Here is a 16,038-nt window from a genome sequence, read left to right on the forward strand (position 1 = left end):
CCTTGGCAAGGTCGTGTTCTACCATTGAACTACACCTGCAAATGGCGGTCCAGACGGGAATCGAACCCGCGATCTCCTGCGTGACAGGCAGGCATGTTAACCGCTACACCACTGGACCATTTGCAAACATTAAATTTTTCTTGGAGCAGGTGAGGGGAATTGAACCCCCGCCTCAACCTTGGCAAGGTCGTGTTCTACCATTGAACTACACCTGCAAATGGCGGTCCAGACGGGAATCGAACCCGCGATCTCCTGCGTGACAGGCAGGCATGTTAACCGCTACACCACTGGACCATTTGCAAAACGTTAAACCTTTAACGCTCATATATATTACCATAGATATATTCTTATTCCAAGCCTTTTTTACAACATAAACTAGTTTTTTTTGTCTGATTTCAAAACAACACTGGAATGCAACCTTACAGTCAACAACACGACGGAAAAATACGAAAATTCACTTCTAAAAAGTACCATGAAGTTATTATACGAAAAAAAAAGAACGTTACGTTCTATATTATTTTAATATTTTTGGAGCAGGTGAGGGGAATTGAACCCCCGCCTCAACCTTGGCAAGGTCGTGTTCTACCATTGAACTACACCTGCAAAAAAATGGCGGTCCAGACGGGAATCGAACCCGCGATCTCCTGCGTGACAGGCAGGCATGTTAACCGCTACACCACTGGACCATTTTTTTATTTAAGAAACAAATAATGGCGGAGATGGGGAGATTTGAACTCCCGCGCCAGTTACCCGACCTATACCCTTAGCAGGGGCACCTCTTCAGCCACTTGAGTACATCTCCAAGTTTGTTTCTTGCGCTCTTCTTTGAGTGCTCATTCATATTATCACAACAATAGGTCTTAGGCAATAGCCTTTTATTGTTTTTTTTAATATTTACCGTTGTTTGGGGTATAATGAGTCTATGAACAATAAAAATAAACAAAAGACTGCAAATATGTTACTTAAAATCACGCTATTCGCCGTTTTAGTAATCGTATTTATTCTAACAGAATTTATGAAACCAAATATAAATTCAAACAAGGAACAGGTTACACTAAGTAAGTGTATTGACGGGGATACAGCACAGCTAAACATTGGTGGGAAAAAAGAGAAAGTTCGTTTTATTGCTGTTGATACACCTGAATTACGTCAAAATGATGAGTACAATCCTCAGTTTTATGCTGAAGAGGCAAGTTCGTTCACATGCAATCATTTAAAAAGTGCAAAAACGATTGAACTTGAATATGATCCCAACGCAGATAAATACGACAAGTATGGACGTGTGATAGCGTGGGTGCGTGTTGATGATGTACTTTTGCAAGAACTCCTGGTTTCGGGCGGCTACGCTAAAGTGAAATACATTTACGGAGACTATCTTTATGTAGATCAACTGAGTCGTTTGCAAAATCAAGCGAAAAAGCAAAATATTGGCCTGTGGCGTGATAAAGGTAGACATTAAATCGCTATATCTTTAAAATAAATTATAGATGGAGGAAATTATGATCGAAAAACGTAAAAATTTTATAATTAATATTTTATATTTTGCAATAAGTTTTAGTCTTGCTGCTTTAGTACTTAAGTTTTCAACAAAATACTTGATGCCCTTTATTATTGGTTTTGTGATTGCATTCTTGTTGAAGCCGGTAATATCTAAATTAACGAAAAAAATTGGAAATCAAAAAGGGTCTTCACTTTTAGTTGTTATTCTTTTCTATATATTATTAGCTGCGGCTATTTTTTGGATCTTGGTAGCGGTTATTGCAGGCATCCAAAATTTTGCTAAGGCTGTTCCAAGTTTTTATCAAACGACACTCTCTCCAGCAATCGAATCAATTATTGTTTGGGTTGAAGGTGCGGTCGTAAATCTCGACCCTGATGTAATTGATATTATTGAATCAATCGGTCGCTCTGTGGTGCAAAGCATCGATGGGATTTTCAAAGGGATTTCGGGTGGTACAATAAACTTTATAACACGATTAATTTCCTCGATTCCAAGTGTATTAATTTCAATCCTTATCGCGATTATTTCATCGTTCTTCTTTACACTTGACTATCAAGGGATTGTAAATAGTGTAATGGGAATGATTCCACTTAAACAAAGAACGTTAATCTTAGATATTAAAGATGGACTCATTTCAGTTCTAGGAAAATATTTAAGAGCATATGCCAAGTTGATGTCATTAACGTTTGTTGAATTATCAATCGCATTCTTTGTTCTTGGAATTCATAACCCAATAGGATTAGCCTTTATGGTAGCAATCATTGATATTCTTCCAGTTCTTGGTACTGGGACAGTTATGATTCCTTGGTTCATTATTGAACTCATTATGGGAAACACACCACTCGGTGTTGGTTTAATGATTACTTACATCATTATTACCGTCATTCGAAATATCTTGGAACCAAAGATTGTTGGAGATCAAATTGGATTGCATCCCCTTGCAACCCTTATCCTTATATACGTAGGGTTGAAGATGTTTGGTTTCGTAGGTTTATTCGCACTTCCAATCTCGGCAACGATTCTTAAAACGCTTCATGACGAAGGTAAAATAACCATCTTTCGCAGAGATGAAGATTTGAATCAAACGGCCATAGAGGACTAGAAGAATTTAATAATCGGATGCAGTCACATTGACTGCACTCTGATTATTATATTTTTTTTGTTTAATATGTTGACAACAACGATTAGTGTGATAAAATGTAAAGGCTTATGAATTAATACTGGGTTTCTTTCGTGGAAACCTAATTAATATGTGAGTCGTGGCACACATGGTACTGTGTGCACAAAAAAAACTAAGAAGGGAGAAAATTAATGCCTACAATTAACCAATTGATTCAAAAAGGTCGTACAAAACGCGTTTACAAATCGAAATCACCGGCATTAGGTCGTAGTTTAAATACGATTAAACGTCAAACAACTAAAGTAAATAGTCCACAAAAACGTGGAGTATGTACACGTGTTGGTACAATGACACCTAAGAAACCTAACTCAGCATTACGTAAATATGCACGTGTTCGTTTGAGTAATGGTATGGAAGTTACGGCTTATATTCCAGGAATCGGTCACAACTTACAAGAACATAGTGTTGTTCTTATTCGTGGTGGTCGTGTTAAAGACTTACCTGGGGTTCGTTACCACATCGTTCGTGGAACAATGGACTGTGCTGGTGTAACTGACCGTCGTCAAAGCCGTTCACTATACGGTACTAAAAAACCAAGACAAGAAGATTAATTAACATCAAAAATGAGAGGAGTGAATTAAATGCCTAGAAAAGGACATGTTCCAAAGCGCGACGTAGTTGCTGATCCAATTTACAATTCAAAATTAGTAACACGTTTAATCAACAGAATCATGATTGATGGTAAAAAAGGTTTAGCACAATCAATTCTTTATAACGCTTTTGCAATTATTGAAGAAAAAACAGGTCGCCAACCAATGGAAGTATTTGAGGAAGCTTTAGACAACGTATTACCAGTCTTAGAACTTAAAGCTCGCCGAGTTGGTGGATCAAACATCCAAATCCCTATTGAAGTAACTCAAGAACGTCGTTTGACACTTGGACTTCGTTGGATTGTTCAATATTCACGTTCACGTGGAGAAAAAACAATGGAAGAACGCTTAGCTGCTGAAATCATCGATGCATCAAATGGTGTAGGTGCTTCAGTTAAGAAACGTGACGATGTGCATAAAATGGCTGAAGCCAATAAAGCATTCGCACACTACCGTTGGTAAGATTAACGTAGAAAAGGAGACTTACATCTTATGGCAAGAGAATTTTCATTAGATAAAATGCGTAATATCGGTATCATGGCTCACATCGATGCTGGTAAAACAACTACAACAGAACGTATTCTCTATTATACAGGTCGTACACATAAGATCGGGGAAACTCATGATGGTGCTGCAACGATGGACTGGATGGCGCAGGAGCAAGAACGTGGTATTACAATCACTTCAGCTGCTACAACTGCTGCTTGGAAGGGCCACCGCGTAAACATTATTGATACTCCTGGTCACGTTGACTTTACTGTTGAGGTTGAACGTTCATTACGTGTTCTTGATGGTGCGGTTACAGTACTTGATGCTAAATCAGGTGTTGAACCTCAAACAGAAACTGTTTGGCGTCAAGCAACAAAATATAACGTACCTCGTATCGTGTTCATTAATAAGATGGACGCAACCGGTGCAGATTTCTATATGTCAGCAAAAACTATTGTTGATCGTTTAGGAGCTAAATCAGCACCAATCCAAATCCCTATTGGGGTTGAAGACTATTTCGATGGTCTCATTGATATCGTTGAGCAAGAAGCACATATGTTTGCTGACGTATCACAAAAAACAGATGATATTGTTGAAATTCCTGAAGAGTTTAAAGCTCAAGTAGCTGAAGCTCGTGAAGTATTATTTGAACAAATCTCTGATTTCGATGAAGACTTTATGATGCTTATTCTTGAAGGTGTTGAACCAACAGTTGAACAAATCAAGACTGCTATCCGTAAAGCTGTAATCAGTGGTGAATTCTTCCCAGTACTTTGTGGTGCTGCTTATAAGAATAAAGGTGTTATCGCGATGCTTGATGCAGTTATCGATTACTTACCTTCACCAGTTGATATTCCAGCTGTGAATGGTACTTTACCAAGTGGTGAAGAAGCTGTTCGTGAAGCAAGTGATGAAGCACCATTCTCAGCTCTAGCTTTCAAAGTTATGACTGACCCATTTGTTGGACGTCTTACATACTTCCGTGTGTACTCAGGTGTTGCAACATCAGGTGGACCAGTATATAACTCAGTAAAACGCAAACGCGAACGCTTCGGTCGTATCATGCAAATGCATGCTAACCACCGTGAAGAAATCGATAACGTTTATGCTGGTGAAATCGCTGCTGCTGTTGGTCTTAAAGTTACAGGAACAGGGGATACACTTTGTGATGAAAAGAATGAAATCATTCTTGAATCAATGGTCTTCCCAGAACCAGTTATTAACGTTGCCGTTGAACCAAAATCAAAAGGTGACCAAGATAAGATGGGGCTTGCTTTAGCTAAATTAGCTGAAGAAGATCCAACATTTAAAACATATACCGATGATGAAACAGGACAAACAATCATTGCGGGGATGGGTGAGTTACACTTAGACATTCTTGTAGATCGTATGAAACGTGAATTTAAGGTTGAAGCTAACGTAGGTGCTCCACAAGTTGCTTACCGCGAAACAATTCGTAGTGCAGCAGACTGTGAAGGTAAATTCGTTCGCCAATCTGGTGGTCGTGGACAATATGGACACGTTTGGATCAAATTCGAACCAAACCCAGGTAAAGGTTTTGAATGGGTTGATAAAGTTGTTGGTGGTACAGTTCCTCGTGAATTTATCAAACCAGCACAAGAAGGGCTTACAGCTGCACTTCAAAATGGTTTAATTGCTGGATATCCTGCAATTGATATCAAAGCTACTTTATTCGACGGATCATCACATGATGTTGACTCCTCAGAAATGGCTTATAAAATCGCTGCTAGCATGGCTTTCAAGGAAGCTGCTAAAAAATGTAATCCAGTACTATTAGAACCAATCATGAATGTTGAAATCACAGCACCAAGTGAATACTTAGGAGCAGTTATGGGAGATATCTCAGGACGTCGTGGACAAATTCGTGATCAAGAAGAACGCGGTAACGCAGTTATCGTTAAAGCTTGGGTTCCACTATCAAATATGTCTGGATATACAACTGACCTTCGTTCATTTACACAAGGTCGCGGTAACTCATCAATGCAATTCGATCACTACGAAGAAGTGCCTAAGAGCATTGCAGAAACAGTTGCTAAAAAGAAAAAATAACCAGTTGATATTTACGTATTGATTTTATATGAAGATTATCTTAATATATAGTTGATAGGCAATATTTTATACATAGGAGGAAAATTGCACATGTCAAAAGAAAAATTTGATCGTTCCAAACCCCATGTTAACGTTGGTACATTAGGACACGTTGACCATGGTAAAACTACATTAACAGCTGCTATTACAAACGTATTAGCTAAAAAAGGTGGCGGGGCTGCTCAAGCTTACGACCAAATCGATAAAGCGCCTGAAGAAAGAGAACGTGGAATCACAATCTCAACTTCACACGTTGAATACGAAACAGAAGCTCGTCACTACGCACACGTTGACTGTCCAGGTCACGCTGACTACGTTAAAAACATGATCACAGGTGCTGCACAAATGGACGGTGCTATCTTAGTTGTTTCAGCTACAGATGGTCCAATGCCTCAAACTCGTGAGCACATCCTACTTGCAAAACAATTAGGTGTTCCTTACTTCGTAGTATTCTTGAACAAATGCGACATGGTTGATGACGAAGAGTTAATCGACTTAGTTGAAATGGAAGTTCGTGAATTACTATCAGAAAACGATTACGATGGAGATAACTGTCCAGTTATCCGCGGATCAGCTCTTAAAGCATTAGAAGGCGAAGCACAATGGGAAGAAAAAATTATCGAACTCATGGATGCTATCGACGCTAATGTTCCAGAACCAGTTCGTGATACAGACAAACCATTCTTAATGTCAGTAGAAGACGTATTCACAATCTCAGGTCGTGGTACAGTTGCTACAGGACGTGTTGAACGTGGAGAATTAAAACTTAACGAAGAAGTTGAAATCGTTGGTATTCACCCTACATCAAAAACTGTTGTTACAGGTATCGAAATGTTCCACAAAATGTTAGATTCAGCTATGGCTGGTGATAACGTTGGGGCACTTCTACGTGGTGTTAACCGTGAAGAAATCGAACGTGGACAAGTTCTTGCTAAACCAGGTTCAGTTACACCTCACAAAATCTTCAAAGCTCAAGTTTATATCTTAAGCAAAGAAGAAGGTGGACGTCATACTCCATTTGTTAACAACTACCGTCCTCAATTCTACTTCCGTACAACAGACGTAACCGGAACAATTCAATTACCTGAAGGTGTTGACATGGTTATGCCTGGTGATAACGTAGAAATGACTGTAGAACTTATCGCTCCAATCGCTGTAGAGCAAGGTACAACATTCTCAATTCGTGAGGGTGGACGTACAGTTGGTGCTGGTAACGTTACAGAAATCGTTAAATAATTACTTTTTAATAAATGAACCTCTACTAAGTAGAGGTTTTTTTATGCAAACAAGTCAAATTGTGGACTCTTACCTATTGTCGCTATTTATATAAGAAAAAAATAGATTTTTCGAGATCAAACAGAATGTAATTACAATCAATAGAACCGCTTAAAAGGAGGATTTTTATACCAATTTATTTTTTTTGAAATAATAGTCCAAAAGTCCTTGAATTTATAGATAGATAGTGTATAATACTAAAGCGACTGCATAGAAGTGCAAGGTTGCCGGCACACTGAATAGCGTTGTCATGGTCAGTGAGAAGCCGGGGAATTTGTACAGAGCAGGTCTATTGGAAATAGACAGTAGAAGGAGGAATTTCCATGGCAAAGAATTTTATTCGTATTCGTCTAAAAGCTTATGAACACCGTACTATTGATAGTGCAGCACAAAAAATTGTTCAAGCTGCTAACGATCACGGCGCACAAAAGGTAGTAGGACCAGTTCCATTACCAACAGAAAAACAAATCGTAACAATCTTACGATCAGTACACGTTAATAAGGATTCTCGTGAACAATTTGAATCAAGAACTCACAAGAGATTGATTGAAATTGTTGGCCCAACGGCAGAAACTATCGACGCATTAAGTCGTTTAGATCTACCAAGCGGTGTTGATATCGAGATCAAACTTTAGTAGAGAGGAGTTATCATGAAAGGATTACTAGGACGTAAATTAGGAATGACACAAGTCTTCACAACTGACGGTAAATTAATTCCAGTTAGTGTTGTCGAAGTATTACCAAACGTTGTTCTTCAAAAGAAAACAATGGAATCAGACAATTATGAAGCAGTTCAATTAGGTGCCTTCGACGTGAAGGAACAACGTGCAAATAAATCTGAGATTGCTCACGCTGCTAAAGCAAGCACTGCTCCAAAGAAATTTGTTCGTGAAATTGCTGGCTCAGAAATGATGAATTTTGAGGTTGGCGCAGAAATTAAAGCTGATTTATTCAGCGAAGGGGAATATGTTGACGTAACTGGAACATCACGTGGACATGGTTTCCAAGGTTCAATCGTTCGTGCGAACCAAAAAACAGGACCTAAAGCTCACGGTTCAGGATACCACCGTGGAGTTGGTTCACTTGCAACAGGTGGATTAAACCCTGCTGTAATTAAAAAAGGTCGTATTTTACCAGGACAACATGGTGGATACACTACAACAAACCAAAAATTAGAAGTTATCAAAGTTGATACAGAAAGTAACTATCTATTAATTAAAGGAAACATTCCTGGACCTAAGAAAGGTTTCGTAATTGTTAAATCAACAGTTAAACGCGTTAAATCTAAAGATCCAGTTGAATTAGTTGACTTTGCAGTTAAGGAGGATTCCGAAAATGCCTAAGTTAGATATTTTAAACCTTGAAGGCAAGAGTCTTCGTGAACTTGAGTTAAACGAAGCAGTATTTGGAATTGAACCAAATAATCAAACAATCTTTGAAGCCGTTGTTATGCAACAAGCTTCACTTCGTCAAGGTACACACAAAACTAAGAACCGTACAGAGGTTCGCGGTGGTGGACGTAAACCATGGCGTCAAAAAGGAACAGGTCGTGCTCGTCAAGGGTCAATCCGTTCTCCTCAATGGCGTGGTGGTGGAGTTGTTTTCGGACCTACTCCAAGAAGCTACAAATACAGCCTTAACCGTAAGGTTCGTCGTTTAGCTCTACGTTCAGCATTATCACAAAAAGTTATGGATTCAGAAATGTCAGTTGTTGAAAACTTAACAGTTGCAAACGTTAAGACTAAAGAATTCATTACAGTGATGGATGCACTTAAATTAAACAAGAAAACTCTATTTGTTGTTTCAGCTGAAGAAAATGTTGACAATGCTTACTTATCAATGCGTAACCTATCAAACACAATGATGTTAGATGTTCAAGGTTTAAACGTTTATGATATCGTAAATTGCGATCAAATTGTATTCACTGAAAAAGCAGCTATTGAAGCTGGGGAGGTGCTTGCATAATGAAACGTAACCCTAGAGATATTATTGTTCGTCCAATTATTACTGAGAAAACAGTAGCGATGCAACAAAATGATAACAAAGTTACTTTTGAAGTAGCTAAGGGATCAAACAAAATCGAAATTCGTCAAGCTATCGAAGAAATTTTCAATGTTAAAGTTGAAAAAATCAACGTTATCAATGTTTTACCACGTAAAAAACGTGTAGGACGTTACGAAGGACAAACTAAGGCAGTTCGCAAAGCAATCGTGAAACTTGCTGAAGGTTCAAAAATCGAAGTTCTTTAATCAATAAAACTTATCGGAAGAATTACGCTATTTCCGGATAACTTGCGTAGGGAGGAATTATTACATGGCAATTAAACATTATAAGCCAACTACTCCTGGACGTCGCGGAATGACAACTTTAGCTAACGAACAGTTATCTAAAAATGTTAAACCAGAACGTTCATTAGTAGCTCCACTAAGTAAAACTGGTGGACGTGGTAATACAGGTCGTATTACAACTCGTCACATCGGTGGTGGACACAAACGTCAATACCGTATTATTGACTTTAAACGTAACAAAGATGATATTCCAGCAAAAGTTGCTACAATCGAATATGATCCAAACCGTTCAGCAAATATTGCTTTATTAAACTATGCTGATGGTGAAAAACGATACATTTTAGCTCCAAAAGGGTTAAAAGTTGGAGATGTAATCTTTAGTGGCGCATCTGCTGATATTAAAGTTGGTAATGCTAAAGAATTAGGCCAAATGCCTGAAGGTACATTAGTACACAATATCGAATTAAAACCAGGACGTGGAGCACAATTAGTGCGTTCAGCTGGAACATCAGCTCAAGTTCTTGGTATTGAAGAAAAACATGTTACTGTTCAATTAGCATCTGGTGAAGTTCGTAAGATTTTATCAACATGCCGTGCAACAATCGGTGAAGTTGGAAACTCAGAACATTCATTAGTAAACATTGGTAAAGCTGGACGTAAACGTCATATGGGTGTTCGCCCAACTGTACGTGGTTCCGCTATGAACCCTGTTGATCACCCTCATGGTGGTGGGGAAGGACGTACTCCAATCGGACGTAAGTCACCTATGACACCTTGGGGTAAAAAAGCTATGGGTGTTAAAACTCGTAGAGATAAGAAAGCATCGACTAAGTTAATTGTACGTCGACGCAATGATAAGTAGACGAAAGGAAGGAAGAAAGATATGAGTCGTAGTTTAAAAAAAGGACCATTTTGTGATCTTCATTTAATGAATAAAGTTGAAAAACTAAATGCTGAAAGCAAAAAAGAAGTTATCAAGACTTGGTCACGCCGTTCAACTATTTTCCCTCAATTCGTTGAGCATACGTTTGCGGTGCATAATGGTAAGGAACACGTTCCTGTGTTTGTTACTGAAGACATGGTAGGACATAAATTAGGTGAGTTCGTACCAACACGTCGTTATACAGGTCACGCAGCTGACAAGAAGGCGGGTCGTTAATATGGAAGTAAAAGCAATAGTTAAAACAGTTCGTGTTACTCCACGTAAAGCACGTCTTGTTCTAGATGAAATTCGTGGACTTGATGTTGATCATGCAGCAGCTATCTTAAGATATACACCTAATTCTGCTTCAAAAGTAATTGCTAAAGTTTTAGATTCAGCAATTGCAAATGCAACAAACAATCATCAATTAGATGAAGAAAAACTTTACATCTCAGCATGCTATGCTGACGAAGGTGTAACAATGAAGCGTTTCAGACCTCGTGCTAAAGGTTCTGCAGCGCCAATCATGAAGCGTACAAGCCACATTACTGTTGTGGTTTCGGAACGCGCCTAAAGGGAGGACAGACAATGGGACAAAAAGTACATCCGATCGGTATGCGCGTTGGTGTCATTCGTGATTGGGAATCACGTTGGTATGCTGAAAAAGATTTCGCAAATTTATTACACGAAGATAAATTAATTCGTGACTATATTTTCAAAAATCTTAAAGATGCATATGTATCACGCGTAGAAATCGAACGATCAAAGAATCGTGTTGACATCATTATCCGTACAGCTCGCCCAGGAGTTGTTATTGGAGTTAATGGTGCAAATATTGAAAAAGTTAAAAAAGATATTGCAAAAATCTCAGAAGGCAACACAGTTAACATTAAAGTGTTAGAAGTTGCTAACCCAGATTTAGATGCTCATTTAGTTGCTCGTAATATTGCTGAGCAATTAGAACAACGTGCATCATTTAGAACTGCTCAAAAACGTACAATTCAACGTACAATGCGTGCAGGTGCTAAAGGAATCAAAACAGCCGTTTCAGGCCGTTTAGGTGGAGCAGATATGGCTCGTACAGAAGGATATTCAGAGGGAATCGTTCCTCTACATACACTTCGTTCAGACATTGACTACGCACACTATGAAGCTAATACTCAATTTGGTATCTTAGGTGTTAAAGTATGGATCTGCCGCGGAGAAGTATTACCAGGTCAAAAGGTTCAAGAACCTGAAGCACCTAAGGGTGGTAAGTTTGATCGTCCACGTCGTCGTCGTAACGACCGTCGTCCAAACAACAACCCACGTAATGCTAAACCAGCAGCTTCAGCTGCATCAAAAGACGAGCAAGGAGGTAACTAGTTATGTTAATGCCAAAACGTACAAAATATAGAAAACCACATCGTCTTTCATACGAGGGACGTTCAAAAGCTGGACGTACAGTTGCTTTTGGAGAATACGGTTTGGTTGCTGAATCAGGAAACTATGTAAGTAACCGTCAAATCGAATCTGCTCGTATTGCAATGACTCGTTATATGAAACGTGGTGGGAAAGTTTGGATTAAAATCTTCCCTCACTTAGCAATCACTAAAAAACCATTAGAAGTTCGAATGGGTTCTGGTAAAGGTGCACCTGAAGGTTGGGTAGCCGTTGTTAAACCAGGTCGAGTAATGTTTGAAATCGCTGGAGTATCTGAAGAAGTAGCACGCGAAGCGTTCCGCTTAGCTTCACACAAACTAGCAGTTAAAACTCGATTTGTTAAAAAGGGAGAGGAGGAACAAGTATGACAACAGTAAAAGAAATCCGTGAAAAAAATGACGCTGATTTATTAGTTGAAATTGATGCTTTAAAGGAAGAGTTATTTGATTTACGTTTCCAACAAGCAATTGGTCAACTTGAAAATCCTGCTCGATTAAGAGAAATCCGTAAAACGATTGCTCGGATTAAGACAGTGATCACTGAGCGCGAGCTTAGTGACAATAAGTAGGAGGTCACAACGCGATGGAAAGAAACAAGCGCAAAGTTTACCGTGGTACTGTTGTATCTGATGCAATGGATAAAACGGTAGTAGTAGAAGTAAAAACGTCAAAACGTCATCCATTGTATGGAAAACGTGTAAACTATTCAAAAAAATTCAAGGCTCATGATGAAACTAATGAAATCAAAGTTGGAGATATTGTTGAAATTATGGAAACTCGTCCATTATCAGCAACAAAATTCTGCCGCGTAACAAAATTAGTTGAAAAAGCCGAAGTATTGTAGGAGGTTGTCAAGATGATACAAAATGAATCAAGATGTAAAGTCGCTGACAACACTGGTGCTAAGGAAATCTTAGTAATTCGTTGCCTAGGTGGTAGCCGTCGTCGTTCAGCAAGCATTGGAGACATTGTTGTTGGTACGGTTAAACAAGCTATTCCTGGTGGAACAGTTAAAAAAGGTGATGTCGTTAAAGCGGTAGTAGTTCGTACTAAATACGGTGTACGTCGTGAAAATGGATCATACATTAATTTCGATGATAACGCAGTTGTTATCTTAAAAGATGATATGACTCCTCGCGGAACTCGTATTTTTGGACCGGTAGCTCGCGAGCTTCGTGAATATAATTTCATGAAAATCGTATCATTAGCACCGGAAGTGTTATAGGAGGCTTTTATGAGAATCAAACGTGGAGATAATGTTCAAGTAATTACAGGCTCATACAAGGGCACCATTGGTGATGTCATTGAAGTTTCACCTAAACATGACAAAGTAAAGGTTGAAGGTGTTAATTTAATTAAAAAACACATGAAACCAAGCCAAATGAACCCAGAGGGTGGTATTATTGAACAAGAAGCATGGATTCATGTTTCAAACGTAATGTTATACGATGCTAAAGCAAAAGCTCCAAGCCGTGTAGCTTACAAAGAAGAAAAAGGTAAAAAAGTTCGCGTCTATAAAAAATCAGGCGCAGCAGTAAAATAAGGAGGTATAGCTAAATGAACTTAAAAGAACAATACAAAAATGAAGTAGTTGCTAAATTAGTTGAAGAATTTAACTATACTTCAGTAATGCAAACACCTAAACTCGAAAAAATCGTTGTTAACATGGGTGTTGGTGAAGCAATCAACAACGCTAAATTCTTAGATGATGCTGTTGCTGATTTAGAAATTATTACTGGTCAAAAACCAGTTATCACAAGAGCTAAAAAATCAATTGCTAACTTCAAATTACGTGAAGATATGCCTATTGGATGTAAAGTAACACTACGTGGTCAAAAAATGTATGACTTCTTAGAAAAACTTATCAAAGTTGCTCTTCCTCGTGTACGTGACTTCCGTGGTATTAACGGTGGATCATTTGACGGACGTGGTAACTATACTATGGGTGTTAAAGAACAATTAATCTTCCCAGAAATTGATTTTGATAAAGTAAATAAAGTTCGTGGTATGGATATTACTATCGTTACTACAGCTAAAACAGATAAAGAAGGTTATGCTTTACTTTCAATGTTAGGCATGCCATTTAAAAAGGAGGGTAACTAATGGCTAAGAAATCAAAAATCGCTCGTGAAAAACAACGTCAAGAGATCGTAGATCGCTACGCAGAAAAACGTGCTGAGTTAAAAGCCAAAGGTGATTACGAAGGACTTCAAAAACTTCCACGTAATGCATCACCTGTACGTCTTCACAACCGCGACATGGTTGACGGACGCCCTCACGGATACTTACGTAAATACGGTATGTCTCGTATTCGCTTCCGCGAAGCTGCTCATAAAGGGCAAATTCCAGGCGTTAAAAAGGCAAGCTGGTAGTATAAAGGAGGAGCTTTTCAGATGTATGTAACAGATCCAATCGCTGATTTACTTACACGTGTTCGTAATGCTATTCAAGCAAAACACGATGTAGTTGAAATTCCAGCAAGTAAAGAAAAAACAGAAATCGCTAGAATTTTGAAAGAAGAAGGTTTTATCCGCGACTACCTAGTTAGTGGTGAAGGAATCAAAAAGACAATTACAATTGTTCTTAAATATGGTCCTAACAACGAACGAGTAATTAGCGGGTTAAAACGAATTTCAAAACCTGGTAAACGCGTATACGCGAAGACAAATGAAGTTCCACGTGTTCTTAACGGACTTGGAATTGCAATCATTTCAACTTCAGAAGGTATGCTAACAGACAAGCAAGCTCGCGCTAAACATGTTGGTGGCGAAGTCTTAGCTTACGTTTGGTAAGAGAGGAGACACTAAATGTCACGTATCGGAAATAAAACGATTACCATTCCGGCAGGCGTTGAAGTCGAAGTAAAAGCTGGCAATGAGGTGACAGTAAAAGGTCCTAAGGGAACTTTAACACGTCAGTTCAGTGAGCTTTACGAAATCGAAATTAACGAAGGCGAAATCAACGTTAAACGCCCGAATGATTCAAAAAAAGTTAAACAATTACATGGTACTACACGATCACTAATCGCTAACATGATTACTGGAGTAAGTGAAGGATTCACTAAATCTCTAGAATTAGTTGGTATCGGGTATCGTGCATCTAAGTCAGATAACAAGTTAGTCTTGAATGTTGGATACTCACATCCAATCGAGTTTGAACTAGAAGATGGTGTAGATATCGAAGTACCTAGCGCAACAGCTATCAACGTCAGTGGTGTTGATAAGCAACGCGTTGGAGAATGGGCAGCAAATATTCGTGCTACTCGTAAACCTGAACCATATCTCGGTAAAGGTGTTAAATACAAAAATGAAGTTATCCGTCGCAAAGAGGGTAAAACAGCAGCTAAGAAATAGTGGGAAAGGAGAATTTGAACGATGGCAAAAAAATTATCAAGAAATCAAGAACGAGTTCGTCGTCATGCTCGAGTTCGTCGTAAAGTCAGTGGAACGCAAGAACGCCCACGTCTTAGCGTGTATCGATCAAATGGAAACATTTCTGCACAAGTTATTGATGATGTTACAGGTAACACATTAGTATCAGCAGGATCGGTACAAATGAAACTCGCAAATGGCGGTAATATTGAGGCAGCAGCGCAAGTTGGTAACGCTGTAGCTAAATTAGCATTAGAACAAGGAATTAAATCTGTAGTGTTTGACCGTGGTGGTTATATTTATCATGGACGTGTTAAAGCATTAGCAGAGGCAGCTCGTGAAGCTGGACTAGAGTTTTAATAAGGAGGAACATGATGAATCGTAAACCTAGAAGAGAACAACGCGAACAAGAATTCGAAGAACGCGTTGTTGTCATCAATCGTGTAACTAAAGTTGTTAAGGGTGGTCGTCGTTTCCGCTTCGCTGCTCTAGTTGTAGTTGGTGACAAAAAAGGTCGTGTCGGTTTCGGAACAGGTAAAGCCAACGAAGTTCCAGATGCAATCCGCAAGGGTGTAGAAGCCGCAAAGAAAAACTTAATTAACGTTAAGATGATTAACGGAACATTGCCACATGCAAACACAGGTAAATTTGGTGCCGGAGAAGTATTTGTACGTCCTGCAGCAGAAGGTACTGGAGTTATTGCTGGTGGAGCAATTCGTGACGTTATGGAGTTAGCAGGTGTTACTGACGTGCTAACAAAATGTATTGGTTCACGTACACCAATCAACATGGTTCGTGCTACATTTGAAGCACTAGAATCAATGAAAACAGTTGATGAAGTTGCGAATTTAAGAGAAATCAAAGTCGAAGACGTACGATAGTAGGAGGCCTT

The 16,038-nt window shown here is 38.9% G+C and carries 25 protein-coding genes and 6 tRNA genes; 25 read left to right on the forward strand and 6 right to left on the reverse strand.

The window, feature by feature from the left end; genetic code table 11:
- Positions 1-42: 42 nt before the first annotated feature.
- The 6 genes from EPJ90_RS04545 to EPJ90_RS04570 form a co-directional block, all read right to left on the reverse strand.
- A tRNA-Asp gene (locus EPJ90_RS04545) sits at positions 43-118 on the reverse strand.
- Between the two features lie 23 nt (positions 119-141).
- Positions 142-215: transfer RNA gene (locus EPJ90_RS04550), tRNA-Gly, on the reverse strand.
- A gap of 3 nt (positions 216-218) precedes the next feature.
- A tRNA-Asp gene (locus EPJ90_RS04555) sits at positions 219-294 on the reverse strand.
- 235 nt (positions 295-529) lie between these two features.
- Positions 530-603 (reverse strand) — tRNA-Gly (locus EPJ90_RS04560).
- A gap of 7 nt (positions 604-610) precedes the next feature.
- Positions 611-686 (reverse strand) — tRNA-Asp (locus EPJ90_RS04565).
- A 25-nt stretch (positions 687-711) separates the two neighbouring features.
- Positions 712-802: transfer RNA gene (locus tag EPJ90_RS04570), tRNA-Ser, on the reverse strand.
- A gap of 120 nt (positions 803-922) precedes the next feature.
- Here EPJ90_RS04570 and EPJ90_RS04575 point away from each other — a divergent pair.
- The 25 genes from EPJ90_RS04575 to rpsE all read left to right on the forward strand — a co-directional run bounded on the left by EPJ90_RS04575 (position 923) and on the right by rpsE (position 16,027).
- Positions 923-1,459, forward strand: coding sequence for a thermonuclease family protein (locus EPJ90_RS04575; protein WP_200542730.1), 537 nt, complete (start codon positions 923-925; stop codon positions 1,457-1,459).
- A gap of 40 nt (positions 1,460-1,499) precedes the next feature.
- Positions 1,500-2,603, forward strand: coding sequence for a sporulation integral membrane protein YtvI (ytvI, locus tag EPJ90_RS04580; protein WP_125164259.1), 1,104 nt, complete (start codon positions 1,500-1,502; stop codon positions 2,601-2,603).
- A 209-nt stretch (positions 2,604-2,812) separates the two neighbouring features.
- Positions 2,813-3,232: a 30S ribosomal protein S12 gene (rpsL, locus tag EPJ90_RS04585; protein ID WP_003775175.1), complete on the forward strand. Its 420-nt coding sequence runs from the start codon at positions 2,813-2,815 to the stop codon at positions 3,230-3,232.
- A 30-nt stretch (positions 3,233-3,262) separates the two neighbouring features.
- Complete coding sequence (rpsG, locus tag EPJ90_RS04590) at positions 3,263-3,733, forward strand: 30S ribosomal protein S7 (protein WP_003775176.1); 471 nt, start codon at positions 3,263-3,265, stop codon at positions 3,731-3,733.
- Positions 3,734-3,763: 30 nt separating this feature from the next.
- Entirely contained in the window at positions 3,764-5,830 is a 2,067-nt protein-coding gene (gene fusA / locus EPJ90_RS04595) for an elongation factor G (protein WP_161637319.1), read from the forward strand.
- 90 nt (positions 5,831-5,920) lie between these two features.
- Positions 5,921-7,105: an elongation factor Tu gene (tuf, locus tag EPJ90_RS04600; RefSeq protein ID WP_018579501.1), complete on the forward strand. Its 1,185-nt coding sequence runs from the start codon at positions 5,921-5,923 to the stop codon at positions 7,103-7,105.
- A gap of 362 nt (positions 7,106-7,467) precedes the next feature.
- Positions 7,468-7,779, forward strand: a complete 312-nt coding sequence (rpsJ, locus tag EPJ90_RS04605; RefSeq protein WP_003775184.1) for a 30S ribosomal protein S10 — start codon at positions 7,468-7,470, stop codon at positions 7,777-7,779.
- Positions 7,780-7,794: 15 nt separating this feature from the next.
- Positions 7,795-8,487 (forward strand): 50S ribosomal protein L3, encoded by a 693-nt coding sequence (gene rplC / locus EPJ90_RS04610; RefSeq protein WP_125164262.1) that lies wholly within the window; start codon positions 7,795-7,797, stop codon positions 8,485-8,487.
- A complete protein-coding gene (gene rplD / locus EPJ90_RS04615; protein ID WP_125164263.1) occupies positions 8,480-9,109 on the forward strand; it encodes a 50S ribosomal protein L4 in 630 nt (209 codons plus the stop codon). Before rplC ends, rplD begins: the two co-directional genes overlap by 8 nt.
- Positions 9,109-9,393 (forward strand): 50S ribosomal protein L23, encoded by a 285-nt coding sequence (gene rplW, locus EPJ90_RS04620; protein WP_003775188.1) that lies wholly within the window; start codon positions 9,109-9,111, stop codon positions 9,391-9,393. The genes rplD and rplW overlap by 1 nt, the downstream gene beginning before the upstream one ends.
- Before the next feature lie 64 nt (positions 9,394-9,457).
- Positions 9,458-10,294 carry a 50S ribosomal protein L2 gene (gene rplB, locus EPJ90_RS04625; RefSeq protein WP_125164265.1) on the forward strand — a complete coding sequence of 279 codons (837 nt, stop codon included), beginning with the start codon at positions 9,458-9,460 and terminating at the stop codon, positions 10,292-10,294.
- A gap of 21 nt (positions 10,295-10,315) precedes the next feature.
- Entirely contained in the window at positions 10,316-10,591 is a 276-nt protein-coding gene (gene rpsS, locus EPJ90_RS04630; RefSeq protein WP_003775192.1) for a 30S ribosomal protein S19, read from the forward strand.
- Between the two features lies 1 nt (position 10,592).
- On the forward strand, positions 10,593-10,928 hold the full coding sequence (gene rplV / locus EPJ90_RS04635) for a 50S ribosomal protein L22 (RefSeq protein ID WP_003775195.1): 336 nt from the start codon (positions 10,593-10,595) through the stop codon (positions 10,926-10,928).
- A gap of 14 nt (positions 10,929-10,942) precedes the next feature.
- A complete protein-coding gene (gene rpsC, locus EPJ90_RS04640; protein ID WP_161637320.1) occupies positions 10,943-11,719 on the forward strand; it encodes a 30S ribosomal protein S3 in 777 nt (258 codons plus the stop codon).
- 2 nt (positions 11,720-11,721) lie between these two features.
- A complete protein-coding gene (gene rplP / locus EPJ90_RS04645) occupies positions 11,722-12,144 on the forward strand; it encodes a 50S ribosomal protein L16 (RefSeq protein ID WP_125164267.1) in 423 nt (140 codons plus the stop codon).
- On the forward strand, positions 12,141-12,344 hold the full coding sequence (gene rpmC / locus EPJ90_RS04650) for a 50S ribosomal protein L29 (protein WP_003775201.1): 204 nt from the start codon (positions 12,141-12,143) through the stop codon (positions 12,342-12,344). The genes rplP and rpmC overlap by 4 nt, the downstream gene beginning before the upstream one ends.
- Before the next feature lie 14 nt (positions 12,345-12,358).
- Positions 12,359-12,619, forward strand: coding sequence for a 30S ribosomal protein S17 (rpsQ, locus tag EPJ90_RS04655; protein WP_003775202.1), 261 nt, complete (start codon positions 12,359-12,361; stop codon positions 12,617-12,619).
- Positions 12,620-12,631: 12 nt separating this feature from the next.
- Positions 12,632-13,000: a 50S ribosomal protein L14 gene (gene rplN, locus EPJ90_RS04660; protein WP_125164268.1), complete on the forward strand. Its 369-nt coding sequence runs from the start codon at positions 12,632-12,634 to the stop codon at positions 12,998-13,000.
- Between the two features lie 9 nt (positions 13,001-13,009).
- Positions 13,010-13,318 (forward strand): 50S ribosomal protein L24, encoded by a 309-nt coding sequence (rplX, locus tag EPJ90_RS04665; RefSeq protein WP_125164269.1) that lies wholly within the window; start codon positions 13,010-13,012, stop codon positions 13,316-13,318.
- 14 nt (positions 13,319-13,332) lie between these two features.
- The gene (gene rplE / locus EPJ90_RS04670) at positions 13,333-13,878 is read left to right on the forward strand and encodes a 50S ribosomal protein L5 (RefSeq protein ID WP_161637321.1); all 546 of its coding nucleotides are present in this window, start codon (positions 13,333-13,335) and stop codon (positions 13,876-13,878) included.
- Entirely contained in the window at positions 13,878-14,147 is a 270-nt protein-coding gene (rpsN, locus tag EPJ90_RS04675) for a 30S ribosomal protein S14 (RefSeq protein WP_003775210.1), read from the forward strand. The genes rplE and rpsN overlap by 1 nt, the downstream gene beginning before the upstream one ends.
- Before the next feature lie 21 nt (positions 14,148-14,168).
- Positions 14,169-14,567: a 30S ribosomal protein S8 gene (gene rpsH / locus EPJ90_RS04680; protein ID WP_003775212.1), complete on the forward strand. Its 399-nt coding sequence runs from the start codon at positions 14,169-14,171 to the stop codon at positions 14,565-14,567.
- A 15-nt stretch (positions 14,568-14,582) separates the two neighbouring features.
- Positions 14,583-15,128 carry a 50S ribosomal protein L6 gene (gene rplF, locus EPJ90_RS04685; protein ID WP_161637322.1) on the forward strand — a complete coding sequence of 182 codons (546 nt, stop codon included), beginning with the start codon at positions 14,583-14,585 and terminating at the stop codon, positions 15,126-15,128.
- A gap of 21 nt (positions 15,129-15,149) precedes the next feature.
- Positions 15,150-15,506, forward strand: a complete 357-nt coding sequence (rplR, locus tag EPJ90_RS04690; RefSeq protein ID WP_125164273.1) for a 50S ribosomal protein L18 — start codon at positions 15,150-15,152, stop codon at positions 15,504-15,506.
- A 14-nt stretch (positions 15,507-15,520) separates the two neighbouring features.
- Positions 15,521-16,027, forward strand: coding sequence for a 30S ribosomal protein S5 (rpsE, locus tag EPJ90_RS04695; RefSeq protein WP_125164274.1), 507 nt, complete (start codon positions 15,521-15,523; stop codon positions 16,025-16,027).
- The last annotated feature ends 11 nt before the right edge of the window (positions 16,028-16,038 follow it).

It is taken from the genome of Erysipelothrix sp. strain 2 (EsS2-7-Brazil) (genome assembly GCF_016617655.1).
In the GTDB taxonomy this organism is placed as follows: Bacteria; Bacillota_I; Bacilli_A; order Erysipelotrichales; family Erysipelotrichaceae; genus Erysipelothrix; species Erysipelothrix piscisicarius.

What these genes read in the sequence shown, in the direction of transcription:
- rplB (WP_125164265.1), top strand. Translation starts at nt 9,458, where the DNA reads ATGGCAATTAAACATTATAAGCCAACTACTCCTGGACGTCGCGGAATG.
- rpsS (WP_003775192.1), top strand. Translation starts at nt 10,316, where the DNA reads ATGAGTCGTAGTTTAAAAAAAGGACCATTTTGTGATCTTCATTTAATG.
- rplW (WP_003775188.1), top strand. Translation starts at nt 9,109, where the DNA reads ATGAAACGTAACCCTAGAGATATTATTGTTCGTCCAATTATTACTGAG.
- rpmC (WP_003775201.1), top strand. Translation starts at nt 12,141, where the DNA reads ATGACAACAGTAAAAGAAATCCGTGAAAAAAATGACGCTGATTTATTA.
- tuf (WP_018579501.1), top strand. Translation starts at nt 5,921, where the DNA reads ATGTCAAAAGAAAAATTTGATCGTTCCAAACCCCATGTTAACGTTGGT.
- rplX (WP_125164269.1), top strand. Translation starts at nt 13,010, where the DNA reads ATGAGAATCAAACGTGGAGATAATGTTCAAGTAATTACAGGCTCATAC.
- rplP (WP_125164267.1), top strand. Translation starts at nt 11,722, where the DNA reads ATGTTAATGCCAAAACGTACAAAATATAGAAAACCACATCGTCTTTCA.
- rpsN (WP_003775210.1), top strand. Translation starts at nt 13,878, where the DNA reads ATGGCTAAGAAATCAAAAATCGCTCGTGAAAAACAACGTCAAGAGATC.
- rpsE (WP_125164274.1), top strand. Translation starts at nt 15,521, where the DNA reads ATGAATCGTAAACCTAGAAGAGAACAACGCGAACAAGAATTCGAAGAA.
- ytvI (WP_125164259.1), top strand. Translation starts at nt 1,500, where the DNA reads ATGATCGAAAAACGTAAAAATTTTATAATTAATATTTTATATTTTGCA.
- rplD (WP_125164263.1), top strand. Translation starts at nt 8,480, where the DNA reads ATGCCTAAGTTAGATATTTTAAACCTTGAAGGCAAGAGTCTTCGTGAA.
- rpsJ (WP_003775184.1), top strand. Translation starts at nt 7,468, where the DNA reads ATGGCAAAGAATTTTATTCGTATTCGTCTAAAAGCTTATGAACACCGT.
- rpsG (WP_003775176.1), top strand. Translation starts at nt 3,263, where the DNA reads ATGCCTAGAAAAGGACATGTTCCAAAGCGCGACGTAGTTGCTGATCCA.
- rpsL (WP_003775175.1), top strand. Translation starts at nt 2,813, where the DNA reads ATGCCTACAATTAACCAATTGATTCAAAAAGGTCGTACAAAACGCGTT.
- fusA (WP_161637319.1), top strand. Translation starts at nt 3,764, where the DNA reads ATGGCAAGAGAATTTTCATTAGATAAAATGCGTAATATCGGTATCATG.
- rplR (WP_125164273.1), top strand. Translation starts at nt 15,150, where the DNA reads ATGGCAAAAAAATTATCAAGAAATCAAGAACGAGTTCGTCGTCATGCT.
- rplE (WP_161637321.1), top strand. Translation starts at nt 13,333, where the DNA reads ATGAACTTAAAAGAACAATACAAAAATGAAGTAGTTGCTAAATTAGTT.
- rpsH (WP_003775212.1), top strand. Translation starts at nt 14,169, where the DNA reads ATGTATGTAACAGATCCAATCGCTGATTTACTTACACGTGTTCGTAAT.
- EPJ90_RS04575 (WP_200542730.1), top strand. Translation starts at nt 923, where the DNA reads ATGAACAATAAAAATAAACAAAAGACTGCAAATATGTTACTTAAAATC.
- rplN (WP_125164268.1), top strand. Translation starts at nt 12,632, where the DNA reads ATGATACAAAATGAATCAAGATGTAAAGTCGCTGACAACACTGGTGCT.
- rplC (WP_125164262.1), top strand. Translation starts at nt 7,795, where the DNA reads ATGAAAGGATTACTAGGACGTAAATTAGGAATGACACAAGTCTTCACA.
- rpsC (WP_161637320.1), top strand. Translation starts at nt 10,943, where the DNA reads ATGGGACAAAAAGTACATCCGATCGGTATGCGCGTTGGTGTCATTCGT.
- rpsQ (WP_003775202.1), top strand. Translation starts at nt 12,359, where the DNA reads ATGGAAAGAAACAAGCGCAAAGTTTACCGTGGTACTGTTGTATCTGAT.
- rplF (WP_161637322.1), top strand. Translation starts at nt 14,583, where the DNA reads ATGTCACGTATCGGAAATAAAACGATTACCATTCCGGCAGGCGTTGAA.
- rplV (WP_003775195.1), top strand. Translation starts at nt 10,593, where the DNA reads ATGGAAGTAAAAGCAATAGTTAAAACAGTTCGTGTTACTCCACGTAAA.